The organism is Caenibacillus caldisaponilyticus (assembly GCF_002003465.1).
GTDB classification, from domain to species: Bacteria; Bacillota; Bacilli; order Bacillales; family Sporolactobacillaceae; genus Caenibacillus; species Caenibacillus caldisaponilyticus.
In genome coordinates, this window is the sequence record NZ_BDDQ01000050.1 from 22,197 (window position 1) to 48,631 (window position 26,435).

Sequence of the window (26,435 nt, forward strand, 5' to 3'; positions counted from 1 at the left end):
AAATATTGTTTTATTTTGTTCAATTATATATATTTTTTAACTATTAGTAAATGGAGATCAAAATTCGCTAAACGGTGTGGCCTTCCATACGCCTGACTGAACGTATTGAGGTATGAATGGATGACGAAAAAAACAAATACGGGCTGTCGAAACAGCCCGCAGTTGATCTAAATGCTTTTTATGGCTTTACTGATGATGTTGACGAGTTCGTTGCTGTATGTTTCCAAGTTGACTTTTTTTCTTAGAGCCCCGTTTCCCATATACTCTCCGCTGGCTCCTTGAACCAAGTTTCCCCTGCCCGCGCTTTGAATGCACGTTTTCCGGGAAAGCGCAAGAAAACGGATTTTGCACGTCTCCCTGGCGCGCATCGGAACATTGATTCATCCCAACAGGTGTCAACCCGAAAGTCCGGATCCCTTTTGTTTTCTTCATTTGGATAGAAACCGAAAAACTTCATCATGATTTTATGGAAATGAATGCACCCAAACCTTTCCCGAAAAAAGTGTTGAAAACCTCTTGAGTCTGACGTTACGTCATACTTTATACTCGCATCAGAAAGGAGGAAACACCTTGGATCAAACGTTTTACACGATCGGGCAATTTGCCCAAAAAGCCGCCGTATCCGTTCGCACCCTGCATTATTACGACCAAGAAGGGCTTCTGCCCCCATCAAAGGTGACGGAGTCGGGTTACCGGCTGTATACGGACCGCGACCTTGTCAAGCTGCAAAACATTCTCGCTTTGAAATATCTCGGCTTCACGCTTGAGGAAATCAAAGCATGTTTGCAAACCGGGCCGTCCCGGCTTCAGGACATGATCGCCCAACAAAAAGCGATGATGTTGGAAAAGCGGGCGCAAATCGATCGCATCCTCAGGGCGATGGAAGAAACCGAAAAACTCCTGCAATCGAACCGATGCGATTGGGAATCCCTCATTAAAGTGATCCGGGTGATGCAAATGGAACAGAAAAAAGATTGGGTGAACAAATATTTCACGCCCGAACAGCAAAAAAAATTGAAAGAGCTGAGCAACAAATCGTACTCCGAAGCGGCCAAACGGAAAATGGCGCAATGGGGAGAATGGACCGAAGAAGACCAAAAGCGGGTCGACGCGCAATACGCGGCGCTCGGCGAGACGTTGAAACGGCTGGTTGCGGAAGACGCCGATCCCGGCGATCCCGAAGCCCAAGCCGCCGCGAAGCTTCAAATCGATCTCCTCGCCCAATTCACCAAAGGGGATCCGGAAATCGAAGCTGGTTTAAAACGATGGTGGGAGCATTTTAACCAATTGCCCGATGGTGAAAAACCGCCGGTCGGCCCGCCGTGGGGCCCTGAAGAAGCCGCCTTTTTGAACCGGGCCATGGCGATTTACAAAGCGCGGAACCAAGAGGCGGAATAAATGAAGAAGGCGGGGGTATTCCCCGCCTTTAAGCAATCGCATTTTACCGATGGTCTTTAAAGCTTTTAACCCCCTCGGCGCACGCCGATCCGCGCGCCCGAGGGGTTATTCTGTCACATCGGCTCGGAAGGTCACCTCTTCGTGAATCGCTTGTTCCTGCCCGCCCGTCACGCCGTCCAAAGGCCTCCCCGGCATCCGCACCCAACCGGCGGAAAAAACGCCAGCCCATCCACGCCGCTTGGTTAGGCTCGGAAATCCCTGCTTAACGGATGAGGCCCTTTTTCATAGGGTTTCAGCAACGCATACAACGTTTCCACATGCGGCACATCGATGCCTTTTTGCGCGGCGATCCGCAAGGCCCCGCCCAGCAAATGATCCACTTCCAGCGGACGTCCATGGATCAAATCTTGATGCATCGAGGAAGTGGCTTCATCCGGAAAGGCGCGGAGCGTATCCAAACCGGCTGCGGACATATCCGGCAGAGGAATCCCAGACGCTTCCGCCAATGAAACCATCTCCTCCAAAACTTTAACGCCGAGCGCGAGCAGCGGTTCGACCTCACGGATCGCTCCGATCGGCAAACGACTCGCCGTTGTTAAACTGGAAAACACGGTGATAAATACATACTTCTGCCACATCGCACGCTGAATGTCATCGCTGTGAACGAGCTCCATCTTCACTTGCCGAGACGCCTCTTTGAGCATGGGGATGACCGGATGGTCGCCGCCGGAAAACGTCCCGTAAATAAAGGTATGCTGTCCGCCGGTATGAACGACGTGGCCCTTGTCATTGAGCGCCGCGACGATATAGGCGACGCCGCCGAACACCGCATCATGGCCGACGGCCGTTTGCAGGCGCGGAATATGTTCCACGCCGTTTAAAACCGGATAAACGGCCGCCCCCTTGTCCGCGAGCGCGCGGACGGAAGCGAGCGCGCCGTCCAGATGGTAGCCTTTCACCGCAAGAAGAACGAGATCGGCCTCTTGCACTTCATCGGGCGTTGTGACCACCTTGGGATTTTCCCATGCGACATTCCCGTGAACGCTTTCGATCTTCAAACCGTTCTTTTTGATTTGTTCGGCTCGTCTTTCCCTGACGAGAAAGGTCACATCATGGCCCGCTTCCCACATCCTTAAGCCAAAATAAGTGCCCAGGGCTCCCGCGCCGACGACAACGAGTTTCATCGTTCATCCCTCCTGTACTATTATCTATTGAAAGGACCGCCGCGAAGTTTTCGCGGATGAGTGGTCGCGGTCCCCCGCGTCTTCATTTAAAAGACCTTCACTATTGTTCTTTTCTGTTTTCAAAAGACTTTCCACCGCTTCTAAGATTCCCACAAGCTTCTTTGATGGTCATTCGCGATTCGCAGCTAAAACTCCTTTTAACATTGATTTTCCGCTCTGATTCGGATGGAGACAATCGGGGTCATCCCCGATGGGCCGGCGCTTCGTGTCCGCCCCTTTTCAAGCGCCAAGGATGAAACCCAAGGCTATGATTTAGGGCCTGCCGTTGATTTTCAGTCTAAGGCATTTTATATGTCTACAAATCTTTTGATGACCCCCATCGCTTTGCGTGGTTCCGTCCACCGCGTCTGTTCTCCCGAATGGGGGACGCCGCCGCCATTGAAAGCCGTTGGAATCTATTTGATGAACCGATTCGCGCGCTGTGAATCGCCCTGGAGGAAAAATTCGACGGCGCCGGGTTGCCGGTTTCGCCGCTTCCGGTCCTGTTTCTCGCCCGCGTTCGCAAGGCGGCAGCGGTCGTTGTCGAATTCGGCCGGACAACCTTTGATCTCCGCTTTCATTTTTCCCGTGTCCGTTGCGGCTCGGTCTTCTTTTAATGCAAATGAATTGTAAACCCCGAACAAAATTCATAAAATGAATTTAACCATAAATCCTATTGGAAAGGTTGGGTTTGGAATGGAAAATACAGCGACACCGGCCTCCATCCCCCGGCCCCTCGTTCGTGCGAACCAGTGGGTGATCGTGTTATCGACGGTGCTTGGGTGGGTGACCGGCTGGGGCTGGCTCTTGCTGATCCCGCTTTTGTCCGGCCTGGGCGGATTGCTTTTTAATTTCAATCCCGTCATGAAGATCGCCCGCTTGTTTTTGCGAAAACCCGCCAACGAATATATTCCCGAAGATGCCGCCCAACAAAGATTTAACCAGATGATCGCGACGATTTGCTTGGCCGGCGGGTTGGCGGGCTATCTGCTTCATTGGACCGCCGCCTATTACGTTTTTACGATTGCGGTCGCCCTCGCCGCCGGCATCGCGATTTGCGGTTTTTGCATCGGCTGCTTCATCCATTATCAATGGCATCAGTACCGTTATCGGCGGAAAATGGCGAAAACCGAACAATAGCGCTTCGCGTGAACGGCACCGCCTCCTCCATTTATAATAAAAATTAACCTTAGGATTTTTTAGAAGGGGGTTTTGGCATGAGCGCCAAAAAAATCTTAATGGTCGTCACGAACCATGCCGTCATCGACGAAGAACACCGCACCGGCATTTGGCTCGAAGAATTTGCCGTTCCTTATCAAGTGTTCAAGGAAAACGGATTTGAAGTGACCGTCGCGAGTCCGAAGGGCGGCGCCGCTCCCGTCGATCCGCGCAGCTTGAACGACGAATGGAAAGACGAAAAAGCGCTGTTGGACGATACGGTGAAATTGGCGGATATCCAAACGGATGCCTATGATGCCCTTTTCTTCCCCGGCGGTCACGGCACGATGTTTGATTTTCCGAACGACCGATCGGTTCAAGACGCCATCCGCCGTTTCGACGATCAACAGAAAGTGATCGCGGCCGTTTGCCACGGCCCTGCCGCCTTGGTCGGCGCAACGCGGAGCGACGGCACGCCGCTCGTCGCCGGCAAGACCGTCACTTCCTTTACGGATGAAGAAGAACGGGCTTCGAAATTGGACGCCTATATGCCGTTTCTCTTGGAATCCAAGCTCCGCGAACTCGGCGCCAAGTTCGTCGCCAAGGAAAAATGGAGCGACCACGTGGAAGTCGACGGCCACCTCGTGACCGGACAAAATCCCCAATCGAGCCGGAGCATCGCGCTGAAGGTCGTCGAACTGCTTAAAGCCGAATAAAGGCTCCTCGGTCTGAGGGTGGTTTGTTGGACCCCCAACTGACGGTTTCGAATGAATCCATAATGAAATGGGTCAAGGCGGGTATGCCCGCCTTTTTCACGTTTTGATGAACCGGTCGGGCGCGGCGATTCGCCCCGCCTTGTGCCTTTTCGTTAACGCTTCATTTGAACCGGGCCGTCTGCCCCTCGGGCACGGCAAAAGCGCGCCGGCGGGACGCACCATACCAATGCTTACCGCCATGAGCGTTTTCTCCCGCCCGATCCGCTCACATGCAGCTTTGGCCGCCGTCGACGACGATCGTTTGCCCGATGACGTAATCGGAAGCGGGTGAAGCGAGGAACAACGCCACCCCCTGGATGTCGCGGGCGGAGCCAAGCCGCCCGGCCGGCGTAAACGCCAATAGCACTTCTTCGATCTGTTCCAAGACGGCCTTGGTCATTTTCGTCGGGAAGAAACCCGGCGCAATCGCGTTCACCTGGATGTTGTGCGGGGCGAGTTTGACGGCGAGATCTCTCGTGAACGACAGGACGGCCCCTTTGCTCGCGCTGTAGGCGACGGCGTCCATCATGCTCGGATGGGTGCCGATCAGGCCGGCCATCGACGCCATATTGATGATTTTTCCGCGCTTTTGTTTGACCATCTCTCTGGCGACGGCCTGGGAAAAAATGAAGGTGCCCGTCGCGTTGACGGCCATGACCTTTTCCCACTTATCAAGGGGCAATTCCAGAGCGGGCGCGCCCCATGTCGTCCCGCTGTTGTTGACCAAAATGTCGATGCTTCCAAAGGCGTCAAGCGTCGACCGCACGACGCGATGCACGTCGTCCGGTTTGGTGACGTCGCACTCGAACGCGAGCGATCCGACACCGTACGTTTCCTTCAATGAATCGCTCACTTCGCGGCAATTTTCAACCTTCCGCGAGCACACGACGACGTTCGCGCCCGCTTCGGCATAGGCGCGGGCGATGTATTCGCCGAGCCCGCGCCCGCCTCCCGTGACGATCGCCGTTTTTCCGGTTAAATCAAACAAAGGATGATGGTTCACACCACCCCCTCCTTCCGTTAAGCCTTTTGAGATGCCGCCCCTTTTACCTCCGCGACGCCCGGGTCCGCCGCCTTAATCCATTGCATCATACAGTTTAAAAACTACCGTCGCACGGGCGGCGGTGTCTCCGGTCTGTTTGACGGCTTCGACCTGGAACGTGAGGACATCATCCGTTTTCGCCACCAGCTTGGCCGTCATGGTGATCTCGTCGTTTAAAAAGACCATCCCGGTGAACCGCGTCGAAAACGACGAAATAAAACCTTCCTCGAAATAAGGGGAAAACAGCTTGCCCATCCGGCCCATCGTCAGCATCCCGTGGGCGATGACGCCGGGCAAGCCGGCCTGTTCGGCGGCTTCATCGATGGTGTGGATCGGATTGTAATCGCCCGAGGCGCCGGCATATTTGATTAAATCCAGGCGCGAAACCGGCGGCCAGCGGAGCGGCGGCAACACGTCGCCGACTTTGAGATCGCCTAGCTTCATGCGTCGGCCATCCCCCTTCGGACGGCCTCCGTAAGAATGATCACGGAACGGCTGTGAAACACTTCTTCGCCTTGAGCATCCTCACCGACGCGTTTCAGCGTCAAAAAGCCAAGTTTTCCCGAGCGCGCGGGTTTTTCCACGTAGCTTTCGACGACGGTGTAACCATACACCGCTTCCCCGACGCGGAGAGGACGTCTGTAAACAAACGACTGCTCGCCGTGAATGAGGCCCGCTTCCGGCAGGCGGAGCCCCTCCACCGTTCCATAATCGAAAACTTGCGGAAAAGTCGGCGGGGTGATGTTGGCCGCGTATCTGGACTTTTTCCCGAATTCAATGTTGAAGTAAAGGGGATGCGGATCGCCGACGGCTTCGGCGAACTTTTTGACCGCGCCGCGTTCAACGATGTTCAAGATTTTTTTCGAACGTTTGCCGATGACCGCTTCAAACATCCTTTTTCCCCTCCCGATTAATTCGTCGGACCGCCGGCGACATAGAGGACTTGGCCGTTGACGAACGAGGACTCTTCCATCGCGAAAAACAGGACGGCGTTCGCGATATCTTCAGGCTTGCCGATGCGGCCGACCGGAATTTGCGCGGCGTTGTAGGCAATGAAATCTTCAAAGGACACGCCGAGCCGCTCGGCGGTCGCTTTCGTCATATCCGTTTCGATAAAGCCCGGCGCCACCGCGTTGGTCGTGATGCCGAATTTACCGAGCTCAATCGCGAGCGTCTTCGTAAAGCCTTGCAACCCGGCTTTAGCGGTCGCATAGTTGGCTTGGCCGCGGTTTCCGAGGGCCGAAGTCGACGAAATGTTGATGATCCGCCCGTAGCGGTTTTCCACCATATATTTTTGAACGGCCCGGGCGGAGAGGAACGCGCCCTTTAAATGAACGTTCATGACCGCGTCCCAATCGTCATCGGTCATTTTATATAAGAGGTTGTCGCGGATGATGCCGGCGTTGTTAACGAGGATATCGATTTTTCCGAAGGTCTGGACGGCGGCGCGAACCGCCGCCTCGACCTGTTCCCGAACGGAAACGTCGGCCGTTTGCCCGATGACGTCGTACCCCTTTGCCTTAAATTCCGAAATCGTCGTTTCCAAGTTTTCACCGTTGACATCGAGGAGACAAACCTTCGCGCCTTCATCCGCAAACCTTTCGGCAATGGTTTTGCCGATGCCGCGGCTGGCTCCCGTGACAAACGCCACTCTTCCCGAAAAACGTTTCATTCAGCATTCCCCCGTTTCTCCCTCATATATGATACGGCTTGTGCAACGCCGCTGATGAAAAACAGCGAACCGCCCAACCCCCCGGATGGGCGGATCCACCAATCGGCGCCGGCGGAAACGGTTTTCTGAACCGCTCCGTTGCGAAACGCCGTCGCTCCCTCCGCGTCCGGATTCCCATAAACATGTACGGCGACAGGAAGCGCTTTCGTCTGCTTTTACACTTTCTTGCAAGCGCTGTCATTTCCATCCGTTTAAAAAGCTCCGTCCACCGCGTTCGTGCGCCCATCGGCCATCGAGGTCTTCACATACACGGATTATAAAAATGGTAACGCATGACATAATCAATGTCAATATTTTCAGTCGTTCGCTAATTATCTGTCCTATTTGGATATTTGCGGGGCGGAAGCAGCCGTTGTGCTTTGTGGAGCCGCCGCCGTTCGCCAAGCTCCCCTTTCAAAAGAAAAAACCCCGCCCCATTTTATGAAGGGGCGAGGCAAGGCGGATCACGGTGGGCGGAATCCCTCTACTCCGCGCTTTATGGCGACATCTTAAAGTCGTCGACGGTCGCCACGACCTCATCGGTGTCGATGTATTTGATTTCGACCTTGACGCCTTTTTCCAGAAAGATCGAATACGGAAAATCGCTCGAAGACACTTCAAAGATTTTGTCAGAGCCCTTAATCATGAATTTCGTGATCGTGCCGTGGTCGCTCTCCGCTTTGTAAACGTGAGTGACGATGCCGCTCAACGTTTTCAGATCGGCGACATCGGTCGGGATCGTGCGATCGTTGCCCATTTTGGTCGCCAAGGCGTATTTATAATCGTCGAACAGCTTGCGTTTGATTTCACCGGCACTGTATACCTTTTCATCCTTGGCGTTGATCAGCATCATTTCACGCAACACATGGTTCGAGTCCATCAGGGGAACGACCCAAGTGAATTGGCCATAAATCATATAAACCGTCGGGGTGCCCGCGACATATTTTTGGGCGCGGAACGTTTTCTCCGCCACGTTCATCGCCGATTTGCCGTTGAGCGTCCCGTTGGCGTCTTTATAATAATACAAGGCCCCGGTACGCGCGTTGATCATGGAAAAGCCGACCATCGAGCCGCTTCCCGACTTCGGTCGGGTGAAATCGGTGAACCAATTCAACGCCAAGCGGTGGTCGAAGACGCCGTTCACTTCATCCTGCCCTTTCCAGTGGGTCGGCAGTTTGACGTCCTCTTGAGAGAAATGGGCGTTCCAAAAGCCGTGGACATAGCGCCCGTACCAATCGTTCCAATCCTCGGCCACTTTCGTCGGAATCACTTGGTCCACGAACGCCGGCACCCGGCCCATGGGATATGATTTCACCGCTCCCGTCTTGGGATCGACGAGATAGATGCCTTTGATGTCCAAGATATTGCGGAATTTATTGTACTTCCCATAAGGAACGACGTAATATGGATGCCCGTTGTCGTCCGGCTCAAAGCTCGGATCGAGCAAAATTTCCGAGGGGTGTCCGGCGCGGACGTGCCTTTTCAGATCTTGCCCGAAATAGGCGGACGGGATGTAGACCATATCGGTTTTGATCCATTCGGGTTCGGCATTTTCATCTTCGGCGTTCATTTTAATGTAACCGGGAACCGCATCCGCTTTGAGCCATTTAAAAAATCCGGTATATTCGATCGGCGTTACCCAATATAACGTGCCGTCGATTTTTTGCAACGTCGAGTCGCCCAAGTCGTAATATGAGGAATGCGGGAGCTCGCCCAACAGTTTTTCGCTGCGGTAACGGGCGTACTCTTCCGGAACGACGGGAATATGTTTTTCGTCGACGGAATCCGTCTTCCCTGAAATGACTTTCGCTTTGGCGTTGACGAACGCATACTTGTCATCCGCGAGGGTCAACGGGTAGACAAAGACCATATAGGCGCCGGCCAGCGCACAGAGAAGCCCGACCAGGGGGGTGGCATAAAAGCGCTTCGCTTTTATGAAAATCCCGTCGGCGAAAAGAAAGATCGCCCAGATAAATAGGCCGTAACTGATCAGCGCTTGAATCGTGTGGTCGACCAAAACAAAATAATTGAAGAAAAATACGATGGCAAGCCCGATGAGCAAGCGGAGCGCTTGGATGATCAAAAACCCCTTGCTCCGGCCGTACGTTCTCCAGATCGCCGGGTTCAATGTCAGCGCCAGCAATGACAACAAATAGACCATTCAAATCCTCCTGACTCCAATGTCTCAACAATGATGTAAAGCCTGAATGCTTTCGGCCGCTTGTGCGGACGCATGCGAAAAAATGCAAATGGATTCGCACCGTTTGCCGTTCCTCTTAATATACGGGCAGCCGGAACGCCCGGTTTCACCTTTGCCTAAAAAAGCCGCTTGACGCGTCCAATAAAAAGGACGACCGGCCAAGGCGTAAAGCCTGCCTAGGCGGTCGTCCGTCTCATTTTCCCACGTTTTAATTTAAGCCATTAGCGGCCTTCCGTCAATGCCTGAATGCGCGCGTTGACATCGCCGCGATAAATGCCGCCGTGACAACAGACAACCGTTTCAATATCGTAGGCCGCCAATTTGCGGAGCGACGCGAGCGCCGTGTCCATATCAGGCGTCACGGCCGGATTGGGGCCGGACAGTTGGCCGTCGGCAACGATCATGGCATCACCCGCGATCAACGTCTTCGACGGTTGATGATACAAGCTGATGTGACCGGGCGTGTGACCGGGCGTGGCGATGACCGTTATCCCGCCCGCAAACGGCAGCACGTCCCCATCAACCAGCGTTTGGTCGACTTTATGGGTAATCTTCCGATCGCTTTCCGGCACCGCCTGCAAGAGTTGCGCCATCCGCTCCGGCGTCATTTTGATCAGAGGTTTTTTGCCTTCTATGTACGGTTGATCATCTTTGTGAGCGAGGACGTCGATTTTATGATCTGACGCGCGTAAAATCGCCGTCAAGCCGCCGATGTGATCGATGTCTTGGTGCGTCAAGATTATTCGATTTAACCGATCAAAAACGACGCCTTCTTTTTCCACGGCTTCACGGAGGGCGGCGAATTGCCCGGGCATCCCGGTATCGATGAGCACGACGTTTTCCTCATCCCATAAAAGGGTCGGATGGATGACGAACTGACGGCCCGCGTTCATTTCCAATTCCAAAACAGCAATACCGTTGGCAATTTTCATCATCATAGAAAGCTCGGCCGTGAGCTTTCCTTCACCTCCATTGAAATGATCGGATCGTTTTCATCATACCAATCCGCTCGATCCGTCGGCAAAAATCGTGATCGGGCGAGTGCATGAACCGGCAGTGTGACGGTCTTCCGTTCACTTATGATTCCGCTCGGCCCCAAACGTCGCAAACGCTTGATGACGCAACCGATGAACATGGGGAGCCGCCCTTAAATAGGTAGGCGGCCGTTTGGGCGCCGATAGTCTCCCCTACTTTTTCTTTCCCTTAACCTTTGTCTTCCGGTTTTGTTTTCGCTCAAGGTAAACAAGCTCTCTTTGCAGTTTTTTATAGCTGATCAAGCGCCCGGCGGGCAACGTACCGTCTTTCAGAGCCGCTTGAACGGCGCAGCCCGGCTCGCCGTCATGGGCGCAATCGCGGAAGCGGCAGCGCGCCGCAAGCGCTTCGATATCCCAAAATTCCGCCTTTAAACCGTCCGCGGAGTCCCATAGCCTCCCTGGCATCACGCCTGACGAGGACGGCGACCCAATCGCCGACAACGGGCCGCGATCCCCCGCTTCCACGCGGGCAAACATGTTGCCGGACAGCCGCGCCGAAAGCTCGCCGTGTGCGCTGTATAAACGATAAAGGCCTTTATGTTCCGTCGCGATCCGGGCCGCTTCCAGTTCAGAACGGCCCAGCGCGTCCAAAGCTTCTTGGAAGCAAGGCTTCCAACCGAGTTGTTCAAGCGTAGCGATCAATGCGTTTCCTCCTGACGATGAATTTGTGATGAAGCGCGGCCGCACGCTTAGGCATGGCGATTCGTGTTGTTGAATTGCCGGATGCCCTTTCGCCCGCGCGGTCGGCGCCAAAATCAAAAAGGGCGTACCGCCCAAAAACTTGGCGCAGCACCGCCCTCTTCATCGTCAAGACGGATTGAACCGTATCGAGTTAAGACGAAAGGAATCGCTCTGTTCGGTCGACGGGCATGAAGGGGCGGTGCGAAGAACGACGACGGTTTTCTATCCATTGAAACAAACCGTTGTTCTTCATCCTGCATCCCTTCTTTCCGTTCGAAAGTAAGATGATTGTATCAAAAACTTAAAGAGTTGTAAATGGTTTCTGAAAAATCAGAGGTGCGTCGCCGCGGCGTGAGCTTCACCTTCACGAGCCGGCGGTTCGGGTCTGTGTTTACGAAAGGAGATCGTAAAGGTCGTCCCGTGGCCTGGCTGGCTTTTGACCGCAATCTTCGCGCGATGCGCTTCCGCCAAATGCTTGACGATCGCCAATCCGAGACCAGTCCCTCCGGAATCGCGGCTTCGCGCTTTGTCCACCCGATAAAACCGCTCGAAAATGCGGGGGATTTCCTCTTCCTCGATGCCGATGCCCTCATCGGCGGTCACCCAATCGACGACATCGCCCTTTTCTTTCAATTCGACGGTGACGGTGCTTTCCGGCGGCGAATAAGCGATCGCGTTGTTGATGACGTTCATGAACATTTGTTTCAGGCGCTCGCTGTCGCCGGCGATTCGCGTGTCGCCCTCCGTTCGGACGGTGAAAGCGATCTGTTTCTTTTCGGCTTTATCTTTTAACAGGATAAGGGTATCGTGCAAAACGTCTTGCAGATCGACCGTTTCCCAGTTCAATCGGAACGACTCCTGCTCAATCTTGGAGAGTTCCAATAAATCCTTGATCAAATGTTGCAAGCGTTCGCTTTCTTTCCAAATGATTTGCAAAAATTGGCGAACGACTTCGGGGTTTTGCCCGTCGTTTTCTAGAAGCGTTTCCGCAAATCCCTTGATGGACGTCACCGGCGTCTTCAATTCGTGGGAAACGTTGGCGACGAAATCTTGGCGCATTTTCTCGAGTTTCTTCAACTCCGTAATATCATGGAGGACGACGACCACGCCTTTTTTTGGCTGGGAGCTCAATTGAATCGGCGCCGTATGGATATCGAAATGGCGCCTTTCAATAGAAAAAGCGAGCACCGCCTGTTTGTTCATTGGCTGGTTATTGGCGAACGTGGCACGAATGATGTCGACGAGCTGCGGATAAGGCAATAAAGCGTCGTAGGGTTGATAAGCCAACTCATCGTCCGACAGCTGGAACATTTTTTTAAAAAGGGTGTTGGCGTGGATGATCCGTTTTTTATCATCGATTAAAATCAGCGGGCTGGCCGCGTTTTCAACAATCGTGTTCAATTGATCGCGCTGGTCTTCGACGGATTGCCTCGTCTTCTCGAGCTTTTGCCCGAGTTCGTTAATGTAGGGCACCAAAACGCCGAACCGGTCCGTGGACGGTTCCACCCGGTACCGATAGTCGCCGTCGGCCAACCGCCGAAGCGCAAACACGACTTTGCCCCAAGGTTCGGTCATGCCGATCATCATCCGATAAACGACGAGGAACGAAATAAGGAAAATCAGGCTGTCGATGCCCAACGCCAGAAGCCAACTTTCAGTGAGAACGAGCAGGATAAAACAGGCGATGCAGGCGGCTGAAGACAAGCACATGCCCAAGGCGAAGCTCAATTGCCGCTCGAATCGTTTCACTTTTTCTTCGGCTCCTCCAATTTGTATCCCAATCCGCGGATGGTTTTAATATAGAGCGGTTTGCGCGTATTTTCTTCGATTTTCTCCCTTAAATGGCTGACGTGCACATCGACGATGCGCGTGTCTCCGGCGAATTCATAATCCCATACTCGCTCCAACAGCTGTTCCCTGGACAGGACGCGCCCTTTATTTCTCGCCAAATATACGAGCAGCTCAAACTCTTTCGGCGTCAGGTCAAGCTCCGTTCCGCGAAGGAAAGCTTCATAACGGCCCGGATAAATTTCCAGCTCGCCGATCGTTATTTTCTCGTCGTTGGATTCCGAAGCGGTTTCCGGCTGAGCGGTGCGCCGCAAAATCGCCTTCACGCGCGCGACGACTTCCCTCGGGCTGAACGGCTTCGTCATATAGTCGTCGGCGCCGAGTTCCAGGCCGAGCACTTTGTCGAATTCCTCATCTTTTGCCGTCAACATGAGGATCGGGGTCATGATTTTCTTAAACCTGAGATCCCGGCAAACATCGAGCCCGTCCTTGCCCGGCAGCATGAGGTCAAGGATGATGAGATCGGGTTGTTCTTTTTCAGCGACTTCGAGCGCAGTCAGCCCATCGCCGGCCGTCACGACGTCGTACCCCGCCTGGGTCAGATTAAATTGCAACAAGGTGACGATGGACGGTTCGTCATCGACGACCATGATTTTTCTTTTCAACCGATTCGCACGCCCCTCAACATTCTTTTTATTTATAATGTACCATATCGGACGGCAAGCATCGAACGATTGAAGAAAAGCGGTTTGCCGTCGGTCCAGCGTTCGCTGCAACGCGGCGTCCCGATCGCCGGCGACGGATGAAGCGCCGGCGAAAATCAGCCGAACTGGCCGCTGATATACGATTTTGTGCGCGTGTGGGTCGGATTTTCAAACAAATCGCGGGTATTTCCGAATTCCACCAAGGTGCCTTCGTAAAAGAAGGCGGTTTGATCGGCAATGCGCGCGGCTTGCTGCATGTTGTGCGTGACGATGACGATCGTGATCCGCTTCTTCAGGGACATTAAAAGTTCCTCAATTTTCGCCGTGGAAACGGGATCAAGCGCGGACGTCGGTTCGTCGAGCAAGAGAACCTTCGGCTTCATGGCGAGCGCTCGCGCCAAACAAAGCCGTTGCTGTTGGCCGCCCGACAAAGACAGAGCGGAATGCTTGAGCCGGTCTTTCGTCTCATCCCATAATCCCGCGAGTTTCAGGCTTTCTTCCACGGCGTTTTCCAGCACATCCTTTTTACGGATGCCCGCGCATTTCAGGCCGTGGGTGACGTTATCAAAAATCGATTTCGGAAAGGGGTTCGGCTTTTGGAAGAGCATACCGATTTCTTTGCGCAAGCTTACAACATCCACGGAGGCATCCAAAAGGTTGATCCCTTCATATAGGATTTCCCCTTTGCAAACCGCGCCCGGTATCAGATCGTTCATGCGGTTGATCGAGCGCAAAAACGTCGATTTGCCGCAACCGGACGGGCCGATCAACGCGGTGATCGCGTGTTTTTTAATCTCCATGGACACGTTTTTCACGGCGTGATTTGAGCCGTAAAAGACGTTGAGGTTGTTCACCTTCAGTTCGGTTTCCATCGCCTCGGGGTTCGGCTGAACAATTCTTTTCTCCTTTTCCAAAGTCAACACGTACATCCCAACCTTTCATTATTTTCCCGACCAACGTTTTTCAATCAAAGCGCCGACGAGGCGGGCGATGATGTTGAAGAGCAAAACGACGATCACGAGGACGGCGGAAGATCCCGCCGCAACGATTTTCGCGTCCGGAATGATGCCGTTCGTGTTCACTGCCCAAATGTGAACGGACAACGTTTCCGCCGAGCGAAACGGGTTGATGGGCGATTGCGGCGACATCGGGTTCCAATCGCCGAAATTTAAATTAGGCGTCGATAAACCCGCGGTAAAGAGAAGCGCCGCCGATTCGCCGAACACGCGGCCGACCGATAAGATGATCCCCGTCAACAATCCCGGGAATGCCGCGGGCAATAGCACGGTTCGAATCGTTTGCCAATGCGTCGCTCCAAGCGCGAAGCTCGCTTCTTTTTGATCCCGGGCCACCGCCGCCAGCGCGTCTTCGGTGACGCGGATGATGACCGGCAGATTAAAAATCGTCAACGCCAACGCCCCGGACAGAACGGAGTATCCCCAATGAAAGGTGTTGACGAACAAAAGCATCCCGAACATCCCGACGATGATGGACGGCAAAGAAGCGAGCACTTCCACGCAGGAACGCAAGAAAGCCGTGATTTTATTCGGGCGCGCATATTCCGCAAGATAGATGCCGCCCGCGATGCCGAGCGGAACGGAAAAGAACATCGTCATCAGCAGCATATAAAATGAATTCCATAATTGGTTTTTTATTCCCCCGCCCGCCTGAAACGTGCTGGCATCAGCTGTGAGAAAATGCCAATCGATGTGGCTGACGCCTTGAAAGACGATATAGCCCAACAGGGAAAAGAGGGTTCCCGCCGTGATGGCGGCACAAAGGATAAAACAAAGCGTGGCGAGGCGATCCGTGACTTTAGCATTCAAGACGATCTCCTCCTATAGGACAAAAAGCGGATGACGAGTATAAAAAGATAAGACATGGCGAGCAGAATGAGACCGAGCGACCAAAGCGCGTCATTTTGGAGGCTCCCGTAAGTCGTCTCGCCGAGGCTCGAAGTGATCATCGTCGTCAACGTCGCCGCCGGTTCCGTCAAAGAATGCGGAATTTGCGCCGTATTGCCGATGACCATTTGAACGGCCAAGGCCTCACCGAATGCTCTGGCCATCCCGAGAATGACAGCGGTGAGTACGGACGGCAGCGCCGCCGGCACGACCACCCTATAAATGGTCTGCCATCGAGTCGCTCCGAGTGCCAGAGAGGCTTCCCTTAAATGATTGGGTACGGATTGAAAAGCGTCGGCAGCGACGGTCGTCACCGTCGGCAAGATCATGATGCCGAGGACGATTCCCGCTGCGAGCAGCCCAAAGCCGATGCCGCCAAGGTGATCGCGAATGAACGGGACGATCACCGTCAATCCGATGAAACCGTAGACGACCGACGGGATGCCGACGAGCAGTTCCATGACGGGCCGCATCAATTTTTGTCCACGTTTTTTCGCGATTTCCGTCATGAAGATCGCCGTGCCCAAGGCAATGGGCGTTGCGATCGCGACGGACAACAACGTCACGGCAAAGGACCCGAACAGCAAGGGGAGAGCGCCGAACGACGGCGGGTTCGCGTTCGGATTCCATTCGCCGGCGACGAACATTTCGATGACACTGATTCCATCAATGAGAAATGAATGCAAGCCTTTCACGATGAGAAAAACAGTCAAGGCGACGGTAGCGGCCATTATGAGAAGGGCCGCCGAAAAAATAAAGATTTTTGCCTTTAAGTCCCGGTCGCTCCACGTCTTTCCTTTTAAAAGATGCTGCGCGCGGGCGGCACGACCGGTCGATGGCATTGTGAGTTCGTTGCGTTCTGACGCCAATCCCATCACTCCTTAAATCAAAAAATCCGGTAGCGGGGGCAAACACCCCCGCTTTCCGATTTTCCGTCGATTCACGGACTTACTTTTTCGTCACGTTCCCGTTGGCATCGCGTTCGACTTTCATCGCCGTGATCGGGATGTAGCCTTGGGACGGGAGAAGTTGGTTTTGAACCGTGTCGCTCATCATGTAGTCGAGAAAAGCCTTCGTCAAGCCTTTCGGTTCGCCTTTCGTGTACATGTGTTCATAGGCCCAGATCGGGAATTTTCCGTTTTCGACGTTTTCGTTGGTCGCTTCGACGCCGTCGATGCTCGCTTTGACGACCGAATCATCGAAGTAGGAGAAGGCGAGATAACCGATGGCTCCAGGCGTTTCGGCGATGATTTTCTTCACCGTGTTCGAGGCGTCTTGCGTAATGCCTTTCGCCGGTTTGGCGCCGTCGAGCGCATATTTTTGGAAGGTTGCGAGCGTTCCCGAACCATCCGGACGGTTGACCAGCGTGATTTTCAAGTTTTTACCGCCCACTTCGGACCAGTTTTTCACTTTCCCGGTGAAGATGGCGATCAAATCTTTTTTGGAAAGATTGGTGACGCCAGCCTCTTTATTGATGGCCGCGGTCATGCCGACAACGGCGACTTTGTAGTCTTTCAATTGATCGGCGGGAATCCCTTCTTTTTCTTCGGCAAACACATCGGACATGCCGATGGCGAAGTTTCCTTTCGCGACTTCGCTCAAGCCCGTGCCGCTGCCGCCGCCTTGGACTTCGATGACCGCGTCAGGATGATCTTGTTGATATTGTTTCGCAGCTGCGGCGGCCAAAGGCTGCAACGCCGTGGAACCGCCGATCGTGATCGATCCGGAAGCGTCCGTCGATTTTTTGCTTTCCGCTTTCGTTCCGCTGCTTGTTTTTTCCGAATGGCCGCAGGCGGCTGCAAAAACGAGAACAAACAACAACAGTAAGGATAATACTGCTTTTTTATACGCCATTCCTTAATCCCCTTTTCCCTGATTTATTTTCCCTTCGTCTATGAGATTAAAGGGAAAAGGTAAAAAGCGTTTGAAGGCCATGTTAATGTTTTGTAAAGGTTAGCGTCCATTCTGGAAACATTTTTGCAAGCGCTTTTTAATTTAAGTCTTTTAATATTAAATATTTTTTGATATTATGTTCCCATCCCCCTTCATCTGGGGACGGATGCAAATGGCAACGGGAAACCTTCAATCCTATTTGTGCGAGGTGAAGCACCGTGGAATGGGGAGTAGGCATTTCTTTAACGATTTATATGGTGGGCATGTTAGCGATTGGCTATTGGTCCTATAAACGGACCCATAACCTATCTGATTATATGTTGGGCGGGCGCGCGCTCGGTCCCGCGGTCACGGCCTTATCCGCCGGCGCATCCGATATGAGCGGTTGGCTGCTCATGGGGCTGCCGGGCGCATTGTACGCCTCAGGGGTTTCCAGCGCTTGGATCGCCATTGGCCTGACGATCGGCGCCTATTTGAATTATTTGCTCCTCGCCCCGCGCTTGCGCGTTTACACGGAATTGGCAGATGATTCGATTACCATTCCCGATTTTTTGGAAAATCGGTTTAAAGATGATTCGAAATTATTGAGGCTCATTTCCGGCCTTGTGATCCTGGTCTTCTTTACGCTTTACGTTTCATCCGGGATGGTCTCAGGCGGCACGCTTTTTGAAAGCACTTTCAACCTCGATTATCGCTTAGGCATGGTGTTGACCGGGGGCGTCGTCGTCGCTTACACGTTGTTCGGCGGCTTTCTCGCCGTCAGCATGACCGATTTCGTCCAGGGGACGATCATGTTCATCGCTTTGATCCTCGTGCCGATCATCACCATTACCGACGTCGGCGGCACGCACAATATGCTGCATGACATTCGCCACATCGATCCATCTCTGCTAGACTTTTTCAAAGGCACGTCGTTCATCGGCATCGTTTCCCTTTTTGCCTGGGGTCTCGGCTACTTCGGCCAGCCGCATATCATCGTTCGGTTCATGGCCATCAAAACCCCGCACGAGCTGAAATCCGCACGGCGCATCGGCATCGGATGGATGATCCTGTCGCTGCTCGGCGCGATGATCAGCGGATTGGCCGGTATTGCTTATTTCGCCCATCACGGGGGGCCTTTGAAAAATCCTGAAACCGTCTATATTAAACTGGCGGACATTTTGTTTAACCCGTTCATCACCGGCTTTTTGCTCGCGGCGGTGTTGGCGGCAGTCATGAGCACGATCTCCTCGCAGCTGCTCGTCACGTCGAGCGCCGTGACCGAAGACTTTTATAAAACGTTCTTCAGGAGAAACGCGACGGACAAGGAGCTCGTCCTCATCGGACGCGGCGCGGTGCTCACCATCGCCGTCATCGCCATGGTCATGGCGTATACGCCGAACGACACGATTTTGAATCTCGTCGGCCATGCCTGGGCCGGATTCGGATCGGCCTTCGGTCCCGTCCTGTTGCTCAGCCTGTATTGGAAACGGATGACGCGCGGAGGGGCGCTCGCCGGCATGCTGGTCGGAGGACTGACCGTGATTTTTTGGCTGAACATCCACAGCTTGAATCATCTGTTCCCGATGCCCCATTCGCTCTTGTGGGCAGCCGACAACGTTTATGAAATGATTCCGGGGTTCTTCCTTTCTCTCGCCGCGGTCGTCATCGCCAGCTTGCTGACGCCCGAGCCGAAGGCAAATGTCCTCGACCGCTTTGATGAGATGAAAAAGCAAATGGCCCAATAAACGAAAAAACCGACGGATTTTTCACCGTCGGTTTTTTATTTAACAGCGCGCCGCGCTTCAGCGGCTTATTCTCCTTTCAAACCGGCTTTCACCCAAGCGGCGACTTGAACGGTGCGTTTCGCCTGATGCTTGATCGCTTCCGTCGCATCGACTTGCCACGTCCCGTCGGCACCAACCGTTACGCTCGTGCCGTAGGGATTGCCGCCGCCGGCGAAAATGGACGGATCGGTGAACCCGGGCGCGACGACGATCGCTCCCCAGTGATACATCGTCGTATAGAGCGACAAAATCGTTTCTTCTTGGCCGCCGTGCGGATTTTGCGCGGACGACATCGCGCTGACGACTTTATTGGCAAGTTTGCCTTGAGCCCACAAGCCTCCGGTGGTGTCGATAAATTGTTTCAATTGGGACGGGACATTGCCGAACCGCGTCGGAACGCTGAAGATGATGGCATCGGCCCATTCGAGATCTTCAAGGGTCGCGGGCGGCACATCTTTCGTTTCTTCGACATGCTTTTTCCAGGCCGGATTGGAAGCGATGGCCGATTCGGGAGCGAGTTCCTGAACCTTCGCCACCTTTACTTCCGCGCCGGCTTCCTTCGCCGCTTCCGCCGCAATTTGCGCCATCTTATAGTTCGTACCGGTCGAGCTGTAGTAAATAACGGCTAATTTGACGTTTTCCACGCCTCTCCACTCCTTCTATTTTTATGGTGTCGTTGATAGGGAATGGCGGTGGGTGACCGCCGCATCCTCAATGGTTGGAAGCACTTTTTCCAAAAAGTGCTTTCAGGCCGATAAAGGGTTGAGCAGATAAAGTTAGGTTTCCCATTCCGGTCGGTTTCAGCACGGGCGTTATTATCCTATATTCATATATCTTTAATTCAAGATATTCGCCTAAAAAAACGTTAAAGGTCGCGGGCGTGATAACCGACTTTTTTCAAAAGCTCGATCAAGCGGTCCTTTTCTTCATCGCTGACGCCGGCGAGGATTTCCGCCAACGCCCTTCGATGCGACGGAAAGATGCGCTCTATGACGCGGGCGCCTTGTTCCGTGATGCAGGCTTTGATGACCCGCCGATCGCGCGCGTTCGGCATCCGCGTGATATAGCCCTTTTGTTCCAGTTTGTCGATGACATAAGTCATGCTGCCGCTCGCGAGCAGAATGCGCTCGCCGATCTTCTGGATCGGTTGCTCGCCTTTATGATAGAGCAATTCCAAGACGGCAAACTCCGTCGGATTCAGCCCGTAGTTGCGAATATCTTTTTCAGCCCGTGCGGCGACCGTCCGATAAGCGCGGGACAAAACGACGAACAATTTCAAAGCCTTATCTTCGCTCAAACCTTTCCATTCCTTTACGGCCTGATCAATATCTTGAATTCGAGACAATTATACCGCTATGTTTTGGGCCTCGTCAAATTCCATGCCTTCATAATTTGTGGTGCCGTCGGGCATCTTATACCATGGGGCGATCCTCCGCTTTTGAACACGGTCGGAAACGCCAGCGAAGCCGGCCTGTCTATTAAAACATCGATGGGAGGTGCGCGGGTTGCCGGATCCTTATCTCTGCCCGAACTGCAAAACCAACAAAACCCGATTCAATTTGATCGAACAAGTCGCCACACCGGTCCGCCTCGATCCCAATACGGGTTCCATCGTCGAGAATTTTGCGGATCGAAGTCCCGATCCTTTTCATTTGCCGTACAGAGGACCGGAGCTGAAAGTTCAATGCGCCGTTTGCGGCGTCATCGATGATGAAATCGCCTTTATCAAACGCGCGCAATCCATGGCCAAGCAAATACCGTGAGATACCGATGCCCGTAATCAGAAAATAGGAGGTTGATGCCATGGCATTCTTTCCTTACGAACCTTCTCGCGGCATCGCGCATTGGCGCCATGCCCTCAATCATACGTTCCCGGAAGATCTTCATCCGTTGTTCCGGGAAAGATGGATCGGCCCGACCATCGACATCCATGAAACCGATAAGGAAGTGGTCGCGACTTGTGATTTGCCGGGGTTGGCAAGCAAAGAAGACGTCGACGTTCACGTTGACGACAACGTATTAACCATTAAAGGAACGATTCGACGCGAAGAAATGTTTCAAGAACACCAGATCCATCACCGCGAGCGCTTCGTCGGCAGCTTCCACCGTTCCGTGACCCTTCCGGCGGCGGTGGATGAAACGAAAACAACGGCGGTTTATAAGAACGGTGTCCTTGAAATTCATATGCCGAAGCGTCAAGGAAACGCCCAACGTCGGATCGACATCGATTTTCATTAAAACACATGGCTAATATTCTGCGAACGCTCCTCGGTTTCTTCCTTATCACCTTCGTTTTTTCGGGAACGGCCGCACAGGCGTTTGATCCACATTCCGACGTGATCCGAACCCAGCGGTTCAGCGACATTCCCGCTTTGGTATCGAGCTCCGACGTGATCGGTGTTTGCCAAGTCGGAGCGATCGTCACGTCGTTTCCGACGCCACACGCTGCCGGCCGCGGAAAACTCGTCAACACCGTGCAACGCGTCCGCTTAGAACGGTTGTTTAAGGGGCGTGCCGGTGCCGTCAACGTGCTGTTGACGGGGGTCGAACCGCTGCCCGTACCGCCCAGCCCTCTCAATGATATCTACACCGGACCGCTGGCCGAGGGCCGCTACATTTGCTTTCTAAAAAAGCTGCCCAATACCCCTTATTACAGTTTAAACGGCGGTTGGGCCGGCGTTTATCCCATCGTGAACGGACGGACGGTCGCCCTTGCAAGCATCGGCATTCCAAGGCTCGGCGGTTTAACGACCGAAGCGTTTTACCGCGCGCTTCAACCCTACTTATAAAAGGAACTTCCCGGCCGCGGCGAAGTTCCTTTTTTAATGAACGCCCTTCGGCACCCATCGCTTCATCGTTTCAACGATGGCGCAAAAAATCCATGGATGGGGTTACGACTTTAGGCTCAAAAACTTAAAAAAGATGTAAATGCAATACGGAACGCCGAAAAACAAAATGATCCGAAACATTACCCCTGTCATATTTTCGACGATGTGTTCGGGATCGATCGCTTTCGCCCTTCCCCACCATTTTTTCACGGCCGCTTCCCATTGATAACGGTGCGCCGCCGTTTCCGTTTGCGCTTTATCTATCATCGCCGTCCCCTCCCGTTTTTTTTAATAGATCATATGCTCGTCCAACCGCCGATATGATCGATCGGCAAAAAACGGCCGGGGACGTTTGCCTTCCGAAAAAATAAAAAAACCGCCCGTCCTCTATTAGCGGAGCGGTTTAGGCTTTGAAGCCGGTGTGAATGGAACGCACGGCGGGCGCGGCCATAGAGGGCAAAATTATTTCATATCCCCCCACAGGCGCGCCTTCGTTTTTAATGCTATTTCAAAAAGGGCGCGACCCGGCGTTCCAACGCTTTCATCTTTTCATACTGTTCCCGGTACATCCGTTTCGCTTCCTCGTTTTCCGTGCTCAAGGCATAGGCGTTGAGGTCGGCGAGGATTTTATGCAATTGCGCCGCGACGAGCGGCCGGGCGCTGCTTGCTTGCGGGGTTTTCTGATCGTCGTAAAGATCGACGTAAAGATTTCCTTTTGAATCCACCTGCGCCACAAAGACGTCTTTAAATTCCTGCGCGCCTTGTTTTTGGATCTCGCCGAACAGCCATTCTTTTGTATATCCGGATTGTTGCAATTGCTTTTCGATGACTTTGCCGTCTTGTATCAGGAGATACGGCCGCCGGTCCGCCTCTAGCTGCATGCCCAAAACCTTCGGGGTAATCGGCTGCTGATCGGTTTTTTTCATGACGCTGACTTCACCGTTGGTCTCAAATACCGCGAGCTCAACCTCCGACAGCTTAAACACGTTTTTTTGTCTTAAATTCAGCATGAGCTGATCCAATGTCAGCTTGGATTTGCGCAAATTTTTTTCGTTGATTTTCCCGTTTTCGATGAGAATCATCGGCGTGCCGGCAAACAACATCGCCATCGCCCGCGATTTGATCGAAAGGAACGCAATGATGACGGGGAGCCCTCCCCAAACGATGAGGCTCATCAGGCCGTTGGTGATTTTGATGTTCTGATCAACGGATAAACTGGAGGCGATCGATCCGATTGTGATGCCGACGATGTAATCGAAAAAGGTGAGCTGGGAAATCTGCTGTTTTCCTAAAATCCGGCAGATGATGAGCAGGATGATAAAAGCGAACAAAGAGCGCATAAAAATCAATTGGTATTCGGCCATGTCTTTTCCTCCAAAATCATTGCAACATCATCTTTTATTATTTGGACAACATAATAAAAAGATGCGGCGAAAGGAGGAAAAAACCATGAAAAAGATGCTTGCCGCGCTCGCACTCACCGCTTGCCTCACGGCGGCTCCGTTGGCTCGCGCGGAGGCCCAAACGCCGAAGCCCGTCAAGATCAAATTGATCCGCATTGAACAAAGCATTGAGCACAACAATTGGCAGAAGGCCTGGCGGCAAACGGCGGATTTTCAAAGGTATTACCGCAAAAACGAGTGGAAATATCAACTCATGGGCGATGAACAGGAATACGAACAACTCGCAGTCGATATCGAACAATTGAAAGCGGCCATCAAGGCGAAAGATCGCGCGGGCGTCCTCAAGCTCACCGCGAACATAAAAGCCACGCTCGATCAGATTTTTCAACTGTAGGTCTTGTACAGAACCGTATGCGCCGCCGAGGGCAGCGGTTCCGGCAGCGGTCAAGCGGACGCAAGACCTGGCCCAAATACAAAAGGGGCGGATGCCAAAAGGATTATTTTTCATCCTTTTAGCACCCGCCCCTTCATTTTTTGAACCTCTAAGCTATATGTTGACGTCGGATTGGGAAGTCAGCCTTTTAAGCGCCGCGATCCGCCCTTCGGAGGCCGCCGCTCTATGAAGACGGCTGTTTCTTTTGCCCCAATGTCTTGTATTGGGGCTCCGCCTTTTCGATTTGCAGAAGGCGCGTCTCCAGCTTTCCGATTACGGATTGCGCGGTTTTAAAGGCGTCTTCAAATATTTTTTTCGCCCGTTCATCCTTCGTCTGATAATAGAACGTCTCGAAACTCGCTTCCGCGCTTTTCAAATCAGCGATGGTTTGTTTGAGCTGTTGGTAAATCGTCATCTTCAACCGCCTTTCCTTCCATCTTTTAAAATGCCCGGAAAGCGCGGCGTTTACTCATCCGAATTTAATGCCTGCAAAATCGTGCGCAACACGTAATCAATCGATTGGATCGTATTCATGAAACGGCGGCGGCGCGTATCTTTTTGAAAAGCGGTAACCGAAACGATCATCAAGTTGTCGTACGTATCTTCAATCTGTTTGATGTGAAGATAAGGCGGATGTTCACTGCGAATCCATTCGATGACCAGCGGTTTCCATTCATCGAGGAGCCGCGACACTTCATCGGCGAACGGTTTGACTTCCCCGTAAAAGTCCGGCGCATAATCCTCACGGGGCGTGCGCTCCACGAATTGGCGCCGGGCCGCATCGTTCTTATCCAAGAGGGTTTGCGTCAGAGTCATGATCCGGCGGTGCTTGTCCGCGTTCACCGCGACCACCTCCGGTTCTATCGTAACAGATGGGAAACGTTGATTTCCACCGCGGAAACGCGGTCAGGACATGATCGGCGCCGTTTTTCCCGCCGCCCGAAACCGCGGGCGTTCCTGTTCCCCCGCTTCTTTCGTTCGGTTCACCCCGTTCAGTTCTTCTTCGATTTTACGAAGCTGCTGATCGATGCGGTCAATCGCTTCGCTGAGGTCGTCGATCTCGCGGCGATGTTGCAGCAGTTCTATGGCGACGATTTCGTCGGCCTTATCTTGGAGTTTGCGCTCGATTTGATCGAGTTTTAATTCCATAAAATCCATCCTGTGTTCGAATTCTTCGCGGGAAATGCCTCGTTTCGTTTGACGCTTCGCCATCCTTATCACCTCGCGTGTGTTTGTTAATCAAAAGAATTCGCGCACGCCGGTTTTCTCCCTGCCGGTATGACAAAAGAAGTGCCGGTTCAACAAAGAAAGAAGCGGACGGCGTCCGTTTGACAAACTTCCCCCGCCGTAAAGGTTCACCCTTTCCACTTCATCCACGCGGCGATCCGGTTGAGGCGCCGCCGCTTTTTTAGATACCAACGCGTGAGATCATACGGCGGCAGCGTCGGTCGATCATACCAATCGCTTCGATAACTCCCGCCAAACCAATCCGGTTTCGTCAAGCGTTTATGGTTCACCCGCTTGTATCGTTCGCGAAACGAAAAATCCCGGACCGAGGAACGGCCGAAGGCACGTTCATAATCGGAGCGGCTGCCCGTATGCGGGACATTTTCGGCAAACGATCGGATTGAGGGAGATTCCGAGACATCGAACAATAGGTGATAAAGCCGTTTGCCCAAAAGGATGCGCGCATCGACCCGTTTAAAATGCACGGCGCTGTACCCGTACAGCCGCCCGCGTTCGGTCGGGAATACGACCGCGTTAAAACGGAGGCGCTCTTGCAGCCAATATAACCAATGATTGAAGACCGCATTGTGAAAAAACGGGTGCCGGATAACTGGGACCTCGATGACGTGCTGTTCATTGACGATTTGGGCATAGACGAGACGGGTCCTATCATGAGAAGTCCAAAAGCGTTCCCACTCCATTTCCATAAAGACGGAGACGCCGAGCGCTTTAAGCAGATGAAAAAGCGGTTTTCCTGTGCGCTTCGCCCGCTCATAAAGGAGAAGTTGCGGAAAGCTGTCGTCAAAAATGAGCCAGTTCGGCCGCTCATAAGCATGAAAAAGATGGGAACGAAAGCGCGGCGACAAAACACGGCAAAACGGTTCACAGGTTAAATCCGCCATATTCCAACCGGCGTTGCGCGAGACCATGCTGGCGAGCAACGCCCAACGGATTTCCGGATGGCGCAAATAAAAATCCAAATACGCCCGCGTCCGTGTCACGTTGTCGCGATTGTGACGGCGGGTCAACCTTTGAATCGCTTGCACGAGGCGGCGCTCCCCCGGCGTCAACACGAGCCGCGCGCGCCTCTCTTGGCAGCGGCGTACCGCATCGTCCATGGCCGCTTTCACCACCTTATGAAAAACCGGTTAAGTTCCGAACGTATCGCCACGTCCATTTTGATAGATAACTCCAAGCAGGCCGCCAAACGGCGAAGCGTCAGCCGGTCTTTCCCTTCCGTATCGCCGAACCGCGGCGAAGCGTTGAACGGAAAAGGGAAATGTCGAC

The 26,435-nt window shown here is 53.2% G+C and carries 30 protein-coding genes; 8 read left to right on the forward strand and 22 right to left on the reverse strand.

The window, feature by feature from the left end:
* The first annotated feature begins 570 nt into the window (after positions 1-570).
* A complete protein-coding gene (locus tag CCB157_RS12890) occupies positions 571-1,398 on the forward strand; it encodes a MerR family transcriptional regulator (RefSeq protein WP_158077314.1) in 828 nt (275 codons plus the stop codon).
* Between the two features lie 242 nt (positions 1,399-1,640).
* Here CCB157_RS12890 and CCB157_RS12895 read toward each other — a convergent pair whose 3' ends face one another.
* Positions 1,641-2,582 (reverse strand): ketopantoate reductase family protein, encoded by a 942-nt coding sequence (locus tag CCB157_RS12895; protein ID WP_077616291.1) that lies wholly within the window; start codon positions 2,580-2,582, stop codon positions 1,641-1,643.
* A gap of 735 nt (positions 2,583-3,317) precedes the next feature.
* Here CCB157_RS12895 and CCB157_RS12905 point away from each other — a divergent pair.
* Together CCB157_RS12905 and CCB157_RS12910 are read left to right on the forward strand one after the other, a co-directional pair.
* Positions 3,318-3,761 carry a DUF4395 domain-containing protein gene (locus CCB157_RS12905; RefSeq protein ID WP_077616293.1) on the forward strand — a complete coding sequence of 148 codons (444 nt, stop codon included), beginning with the start codon at positions 3,318-3,320 and terminating at the stop codon, positions 3,759-3,761.
* 77 nt (positions 3,762-3,838) lie between these two features.
* A complete protein-coding gene (locus CCB157_RS12910) occupies positions 3,839-4,495 on the forward strand; it encodes a type 1 glutamine amidotransferase domain-containing protein (protein WP_077616294.1) in 657 nt (218 codons plus the stop codon).
* 265 nt (positions 4,496-4,760) lie between these two features.
* Here the strand turns inward: CCB157_RS12910 and CCB157_RS12915 are convergent, their stop codons facing one another.
* From CCB157_RS12915 to CCB157_RS12985, 13 genes are all read right to left on the reverse strand, one after another.
* Positions 4,761-5,537: an SDR family oxidoreductase gene (locus tag CCB157_RS12915; RefSeq protein ID WP_077616295.1), complete on the reverse strand. Its 777-nt coding sequence runs from the start codon at positions 5,535-5,537 to the stop codon at positions 4,761-4,763.
* A 72-nt stretch (positions 5,538-5,609) separates the two neighbouring features.
* Positions 5,610-6,020, reverse strand: a complete 411-nt coding sequence (locus tag CCB157_RS12920) for a MaoC/PaaZ C-terminal domain-containing protein (RefSeq protein ID WP_077616296.1) — start codon at positions 6,018-6,020, stop codon at positions 5,610-5,612.
* Entirely contained in the window at positions 6,017-6,469 is a 453-nt protein-coding gene (locus CCB157_RS12925; protein ID WP_077616297.1) for an FAS1-like dehydratase domain-containing protein, read from the reverse strand. The genes CCB157_RS12920 and CCB157_RS12925 overlap by 4 nt, the downstream gene beginning before the upstream one ends.
* Before the next feature lie 17 nt (positions 6,470-6,486).
* Positions 6,487-7,248, reverse strand: a complete 762-nt coding sequence (locus CCB157_RS12930; protein ID WP_077616298.1) for an SDR family NAD(P)-dependent oxidoreductase — start codon at positions 7,246-7,248, stop codon at positions 6,487-6,489.
* A 535-nt stretch (positions 7,249-7,783) separates the two neighbouring features.
* A complete protein-coding gene (locus CCB157_RS12935) occupies positions 7,784-9,448 on the reverse strand; it encodes a hypothetical protein (RefSeq protein ID WP_077616299.1) in 1,665 nt (554 codons plus the stop codon).
* Between the two features lie 260 nt (positions 9,449-9,708).
* On the reverse strand, positions 9,709-10,422 hold the full coding sequence (locus CCB157_RS12940; RefSeq protein ID WP_077616347.1) for an MBL fold metallo-hydrolase: 714 nt from the start codon (positions 10,420-10,422) through the stop codon (positions 9,709-9,711).
* A gap of 252 nt (positions 10,423-10,674) precedes the next feature.
* A complete protein-coding gene (locus CCB157_RS12950) occupies positions 10,675-11,163 on the reverse strand; it encodes a hypothetical protein (protein WP_143287045.1) in 489 nt (162 codons plus the stop codon).
* A gap of 369 nt (positions 11,164-11,532) precedes the next feature.
* Entirely contained in the window at positions 11,533-12,951 is a 1,419-nt protein-coding gene (pnpS, locus tag CCB157_RS12955) for a two-component system histidine kinase PnpS (protein WP_077616302.1), read from the reverse strand.
* A complete protein-coding gene (locus tag CCB157_RS12960; RefSeq protein WP_077616303.1) occupies positions 12,948-13,640 on the reverse strand; it encodes a winged helix-turn-helix domain-containing protein in 693 nt (230 codons plus the stop codon). Before CCB157_RS12960 ends, pnpS begins: the two co-directional genes overlap by 4 nt.
* Before the next feature lie 170 nt (positions 13,641-13,810).
* The gene (gene pstB, locus CCB157_RS12970) at positions 13,811-14,623 is read right to left on the reverse strand and encodes a phosphate ABC transporter ATP-binding protein PstB (RefSeq protein ID WP_077616305.1); all 813 of its coding nucleotides are present in this window, start codon (positions 14,621-14,623) and stop codon (positions 13,811-13,813) included.
* Positions 14,624-14,635: 12 nt separating this feature from the next.
* Positions 14,636-15,520 (reverse strand): phosphate ABC transporter permease PstA, encoded by an 885-nt coding sequence (gene pstA / locus CCB157_RS12975; RefSeq protein WP_077616306.1) that lies wholly within the window; start codon positions 15,518-15,520, stop codon positions 14,636-14,638.
* Entirely contained in the window at positions 15,517-16,473 is a 957-nt protein-coding gene (gene pstC / locus CCB157_RS12980; RefSeq protein ID WP_439951329.1) for a phosphate ABC transporter permease subunit PstC, read from the reverse strand. Before pstC ends, pstA begins: the two co-directional genes overlap by 4 nt.
* A gap of 73 nt (positions 16,474-16,546) precedes the next feature.
* The gene (locus CCB157_RS12985; protein WP_077616307.1) at positions 16,547-17,452 is read right to left on the reverse strand and encodes a phosphate ABC transporter substrate-binding protein; all 906 of its coding nucleotides are present in this window, start codon (positions 17,450-17,452) and stop codon (positions 16,547-16,549) included.
* 257 nt (positions 17,453-17,709) lie between these two features.
* Between CCB157_RS12985 and putP the strand changes: the two genes are divergently transcribed.
* The gene (putP, locus tag CCB157_RS12990) at positions 17,710-19,218 is read left to right on the forward strand and encodes a sodium/proline symporter PutP (RefSeq protein WP_077616308.1); all 1,509 of its coding nucleotides are present in this window, start codon (positions 17,710-17,712) and stop codon (positions 19,216-19,218) included.
* Positions 19,219-19,283: 65 nt separating this feature from the next.
* Here the strand turns inward: putP and wrbA are convergent, their stop codons facing one another.
* Together wrbA and CCB157_RS13000 are read right to left on the reverse strand one after the other, a co-directional pair.
* On the reverse strand, positions 19,284-19,901 hold the full coding sequence (gene wrbA, locus CCB157_RS12995) for an NAD(P)H:quinone oxidoreductase (RefSeq protein WP_077616309.1): 618 nt from the start codon (positions 19,899-19,901) through the stop codon (positions 19,284-19,286).
* A 221-nt stretch (positions 19,902-20,122) separates the two neighbouring features.
* Positions 20,123-20,554, reverse strand: coding sequence for a MarR family winged helix-turn-helix transcriptional regulator (locus CCB157_RS13000; RefSeq protein WP_077616349.1), 432 nt, complete (start codon positions 20,552-20,554; stop codon positions 20,123-20,125).
* A gap of 208 nt (positions 20,555-20,762) precedes the next feature.
* On the opposite strand from CCB157_RS13000, the gene CCB157_RS13005 reads away from it, so the two are divergent.
* The 3 genes from CCB157_RS13005 to CCB157_RS13015 are packed head-to-tail and all read left to right on the forward strand — an operon-like array spanning position 20,763 to position 22,046.
* Positions 20,763-21,020, forward strand: a complete 258-nt coding sequence (locus CCB157_RS13005) for a DNA alkylation repair protein (RefSeq protein ID WP_077616310.1) — start codon at positions 20,763-20,765, stop codon at positions 21,018-21,020.
* Between the two features lie 40 nt (positions 21,021-21,060).
* Positions 21,061-21,495: an Hsp20/alpha crystallin family protein gene (locus CCB157_RS13010; RefSeq protein WP_077616311.1), complete on the forward strand. Its 435-nt coding sequence runs from the start codon at positions 21,061-21,063 to the stop codon at positions 21,493-21,495.
* A 5-nt stretch (positions 21,496-21,500) separates the two neighbouring features.
* On the forward strand, positions 21,501-22,046 hold the full coding sequence (locus tag CCB157_RS13015; RefSeq protein ID WP_077616312.1) for a hypothetical protein: 546 nt from the start codon (positions 21,501-21,503) through the stop codon (positions 22,044-22,046).
* A 102-nt stretch (positions 22,047-22,148) separates the two neighbouring features.
* On the opposite strand, the gene CCB157_RS13020 is transcribed toward CCB157_RS13015, so the two are convergent.
* Together CCB157_RS13020 and CCB157_RS13025 are read right to left on the reverse strand one after the other, a co-directional pair.
* Positions 22,149-22,352, reverse strand: a complete 204-nt coding sequence (locus CCB157_RS13020; protein ID WP_077616313.1) for a hypothetical protein — start codon at positions 22,350-22,352, stop codon at positions 22,149-22,151.
* A gap of 236 nt (positions 22,353-22,588) precedes the next feature.
* On the reverse strand, positions 22,589-23,449 hold the full coding sequence (locus CCB157_RS13025) for a DUF421 domain-containing protein (protein ID WP_077616314.1): 861 nt from the start codon (positions 23,447-23,449) through the stop codon (positions 22,589-22,591).
* 85 nt (positions 23,450-23,534) lie between these two features.
* Between CCB157_RS13025 and CCB157_RS13030 the strand changes: the two genes are divergently transcribed.
* Positions 23,535-23,882 (forward strand): DUF4363 family protein, encoded by a 348-nt coding sequence (locus CCB157_RS13030; RefSeq protein WP_158077315.1) that lies wholly within the window; start codon positions 23,535-23,537, stop codon positions 23,880-23,882.
* A gap of 223 nt (positions 23,883-24,105) precedes the next feature.
* Here CCB157_RS13030 and CCB157_RS13035 read toward each other — a convergent pair whose 3' ends face one another.
* The 4 genes from CCB157_RS13035 to CCB157_RS13050 form a co-directional block, all read right to left on the reverse strand.
* The gene (locus CCB157_RS13035; RefSeq protein ID WP_077616316.1) at positions 24,106-24,336 is read right to left on the reverse strand and encodes a DUF1657 domain-containing protein; all 231 of its coding nucleotides are present in this window, start codon (positions 24,334-24,336) and stop codon (positions 24,106-24,108) included.
* Positions 24,337-24,386: 50 nt separating this feature from the next.
* On the reverse strand, positions 24,387-24,764 hold the full coding sequence (locus CCB157_RS13040) for a YppE family protein (RefSeq protein WP_143287047.1): 378 nt from the start codon (positions 24,762-24,764) through the stop codon (positions 24,387-24,389).
* 63 nt (positions 24,765-24,827) lie between these two features.
* The gene (locus CCB157_RS13045; protein WP_077616317.1) at positions 24,828-25,133 is read right to left on the reverse strand and encodes a hypothetical protein; all 306 of its coding nucleotides are present in this window, start codon (positions 25,131-25,133) and stop codon (positions 24,828-24,830) included.
* A 143-nt stretch (positions 25,134-25,276) separates the two neighbouring features.
* Entirely contained in the window at positions 25,277-26,266 is a 990-nt protein-coding gene (locus CCB157_RS13050) for a DUF2515 family protein (protein WP_077616318.1), read from the reverse strand.
* Between the last annotated feature and the right edge of the window lie 169 nt (positions 26,267-26,435).

Bases quoted from the DNA above. Each gene is read 5' to 3' on its own strand.
- CCB157_RS13015 (WP_077616312.1), top strand. From the start codon at position 21,501: ATGGCTAATATTCTGCGAACGCTCCTCGGTTTCTTCCTTATCACCTTC.
- pstC (WP_439951329.1), bottom strand. From the start codon at position 16,473: ATGGGATTGGCGTCAGAACGCAACGAACTCACAATGCCATCGACCGGT.
- CCB157_RS13020 (WP_077616313.1), bottom strand. From the start codon at position 22,352: ATGATAGATAAAGCGCAAACGGAAACGGCGGCGCACCGTTATCAATGG.
- CCB157_RS12920 (WP_077616296.1), bottom strand. From the start codon at position 6,020: ATGAAGCTAGGCGATCTCAAAGTCGGCGACGTGTTGCCGCCGCTCCGC.
- CCB157_RS13030 (WP_158077315.1), top strand. From the start codon at position 23,535: ATGAAAAAGATGCTTGCCGCGCTCGCACTCACCGCTTGCCTCACGGCG.
- CCB157_RS12905 (WP_077616293.1), top strand. From the start codon at position 3,318: ATGGAAAATACAGCGACACCGGCCTCCATCCCCCGGCCCCTCGTTCGT.
- CCB157_RS12940 (WP_077616347.1), bottom strand. From the start codon at position 10,422: ATGATGAAAATTGCCAACGGTATTGCTGTTTTGGAATTGGAAATGAAC.
- pstB (WP_077616305.1), bottom strand. From the start codon at position 14,623: ATGTACGTGTTGACTTTGGAAAAGGAGAAAAGAATTGTTCAGCCGAAC.
- CCB157_RS13050 (WP_077616318.1), bottom strand. From the start codon at position 26,266: ATGGACGATGCGGTACGCCGCTGCCAAGAGAGGCGCGCGCGGCTCGTG.
- CCB157_RS13045 (WP_077616317.1), bottom strand. From the start codon at position 25,133: ATGGCGAAGCGTCAAACGAAACGAGGCATTTCCCGCGAAGAATTCGAA.
- CCB157_RS12960 (WP_077616303.1), bottom strand. From the start codon at position 13,640: ATGGTCGTCGATGACGAACCGTCCATCGTCACCTTGTTGCAATTTAAT.
- CCB157_RS13025 (WP_077616314.1), bottom strand. From the start codon at position 23,449: ATGGCCGAATACCAATTGATTTTTATGCGCTCTTTGTTCGCTTTTATC.
- CCB157_RS12910 (WP_077616294.1), top strand. From the start codon at position 3,839: ATGAGCGCCAAAAAAATCTTAATGGTCGTCACGAACCATGCCGTCATC.
- CCB157_RS12930 (WP_077616298.1), bottom strand. From the start codon at position 7,248: ATGAAACGTTTTTCGGGAAGAGTGGCGTTTGTCACGGGAGCCAGCCGC.
- CCB157_RS12925 (WP_077616297.1), bottom strand. From the start codon at position 6,469: ATGTTTGAAGCGGTCATCGGCAAACGTTCGAAAAAAATCTTGAACATC.
- CCB157_RS12935 (WP_077616299.1), bottom strand. From the start codon at position 9,448: ATGGTCTATTTGTTGTCATTGCTGGCGCTGACATTGAACCCGGCGATC.
- CCB157_RS12895 (WP_077616291.1), bottom strand. From the start codon at position 2,582: ATGAAACTCGTTGTCGTCGGCGCGGGAGCCCTGGGCACTTATTTTGGC.
- CCB157_RS13010 (WP_077616311.1), top strand. From the start codon at position 21,061: ATGGCATTCTTTCCTTACGAACCTTCTCGCGGCATCGCGCATTGGCGC.
- CCB157_RS12985 (WP_077616307.1), bottom strand. From the start codon at position 17,452: ATGGCGTATAAAAAAGCAGTATTATCCTTACTGTTGTTGTTTGTTCTC.
- CCB157_RS13035 (WP_077616316.1), bottom strand. From the start codon at position 24,336: ATGACGATTTACCAACAGCTCAAACAAACCATCGCTGATTTGAAAAGC.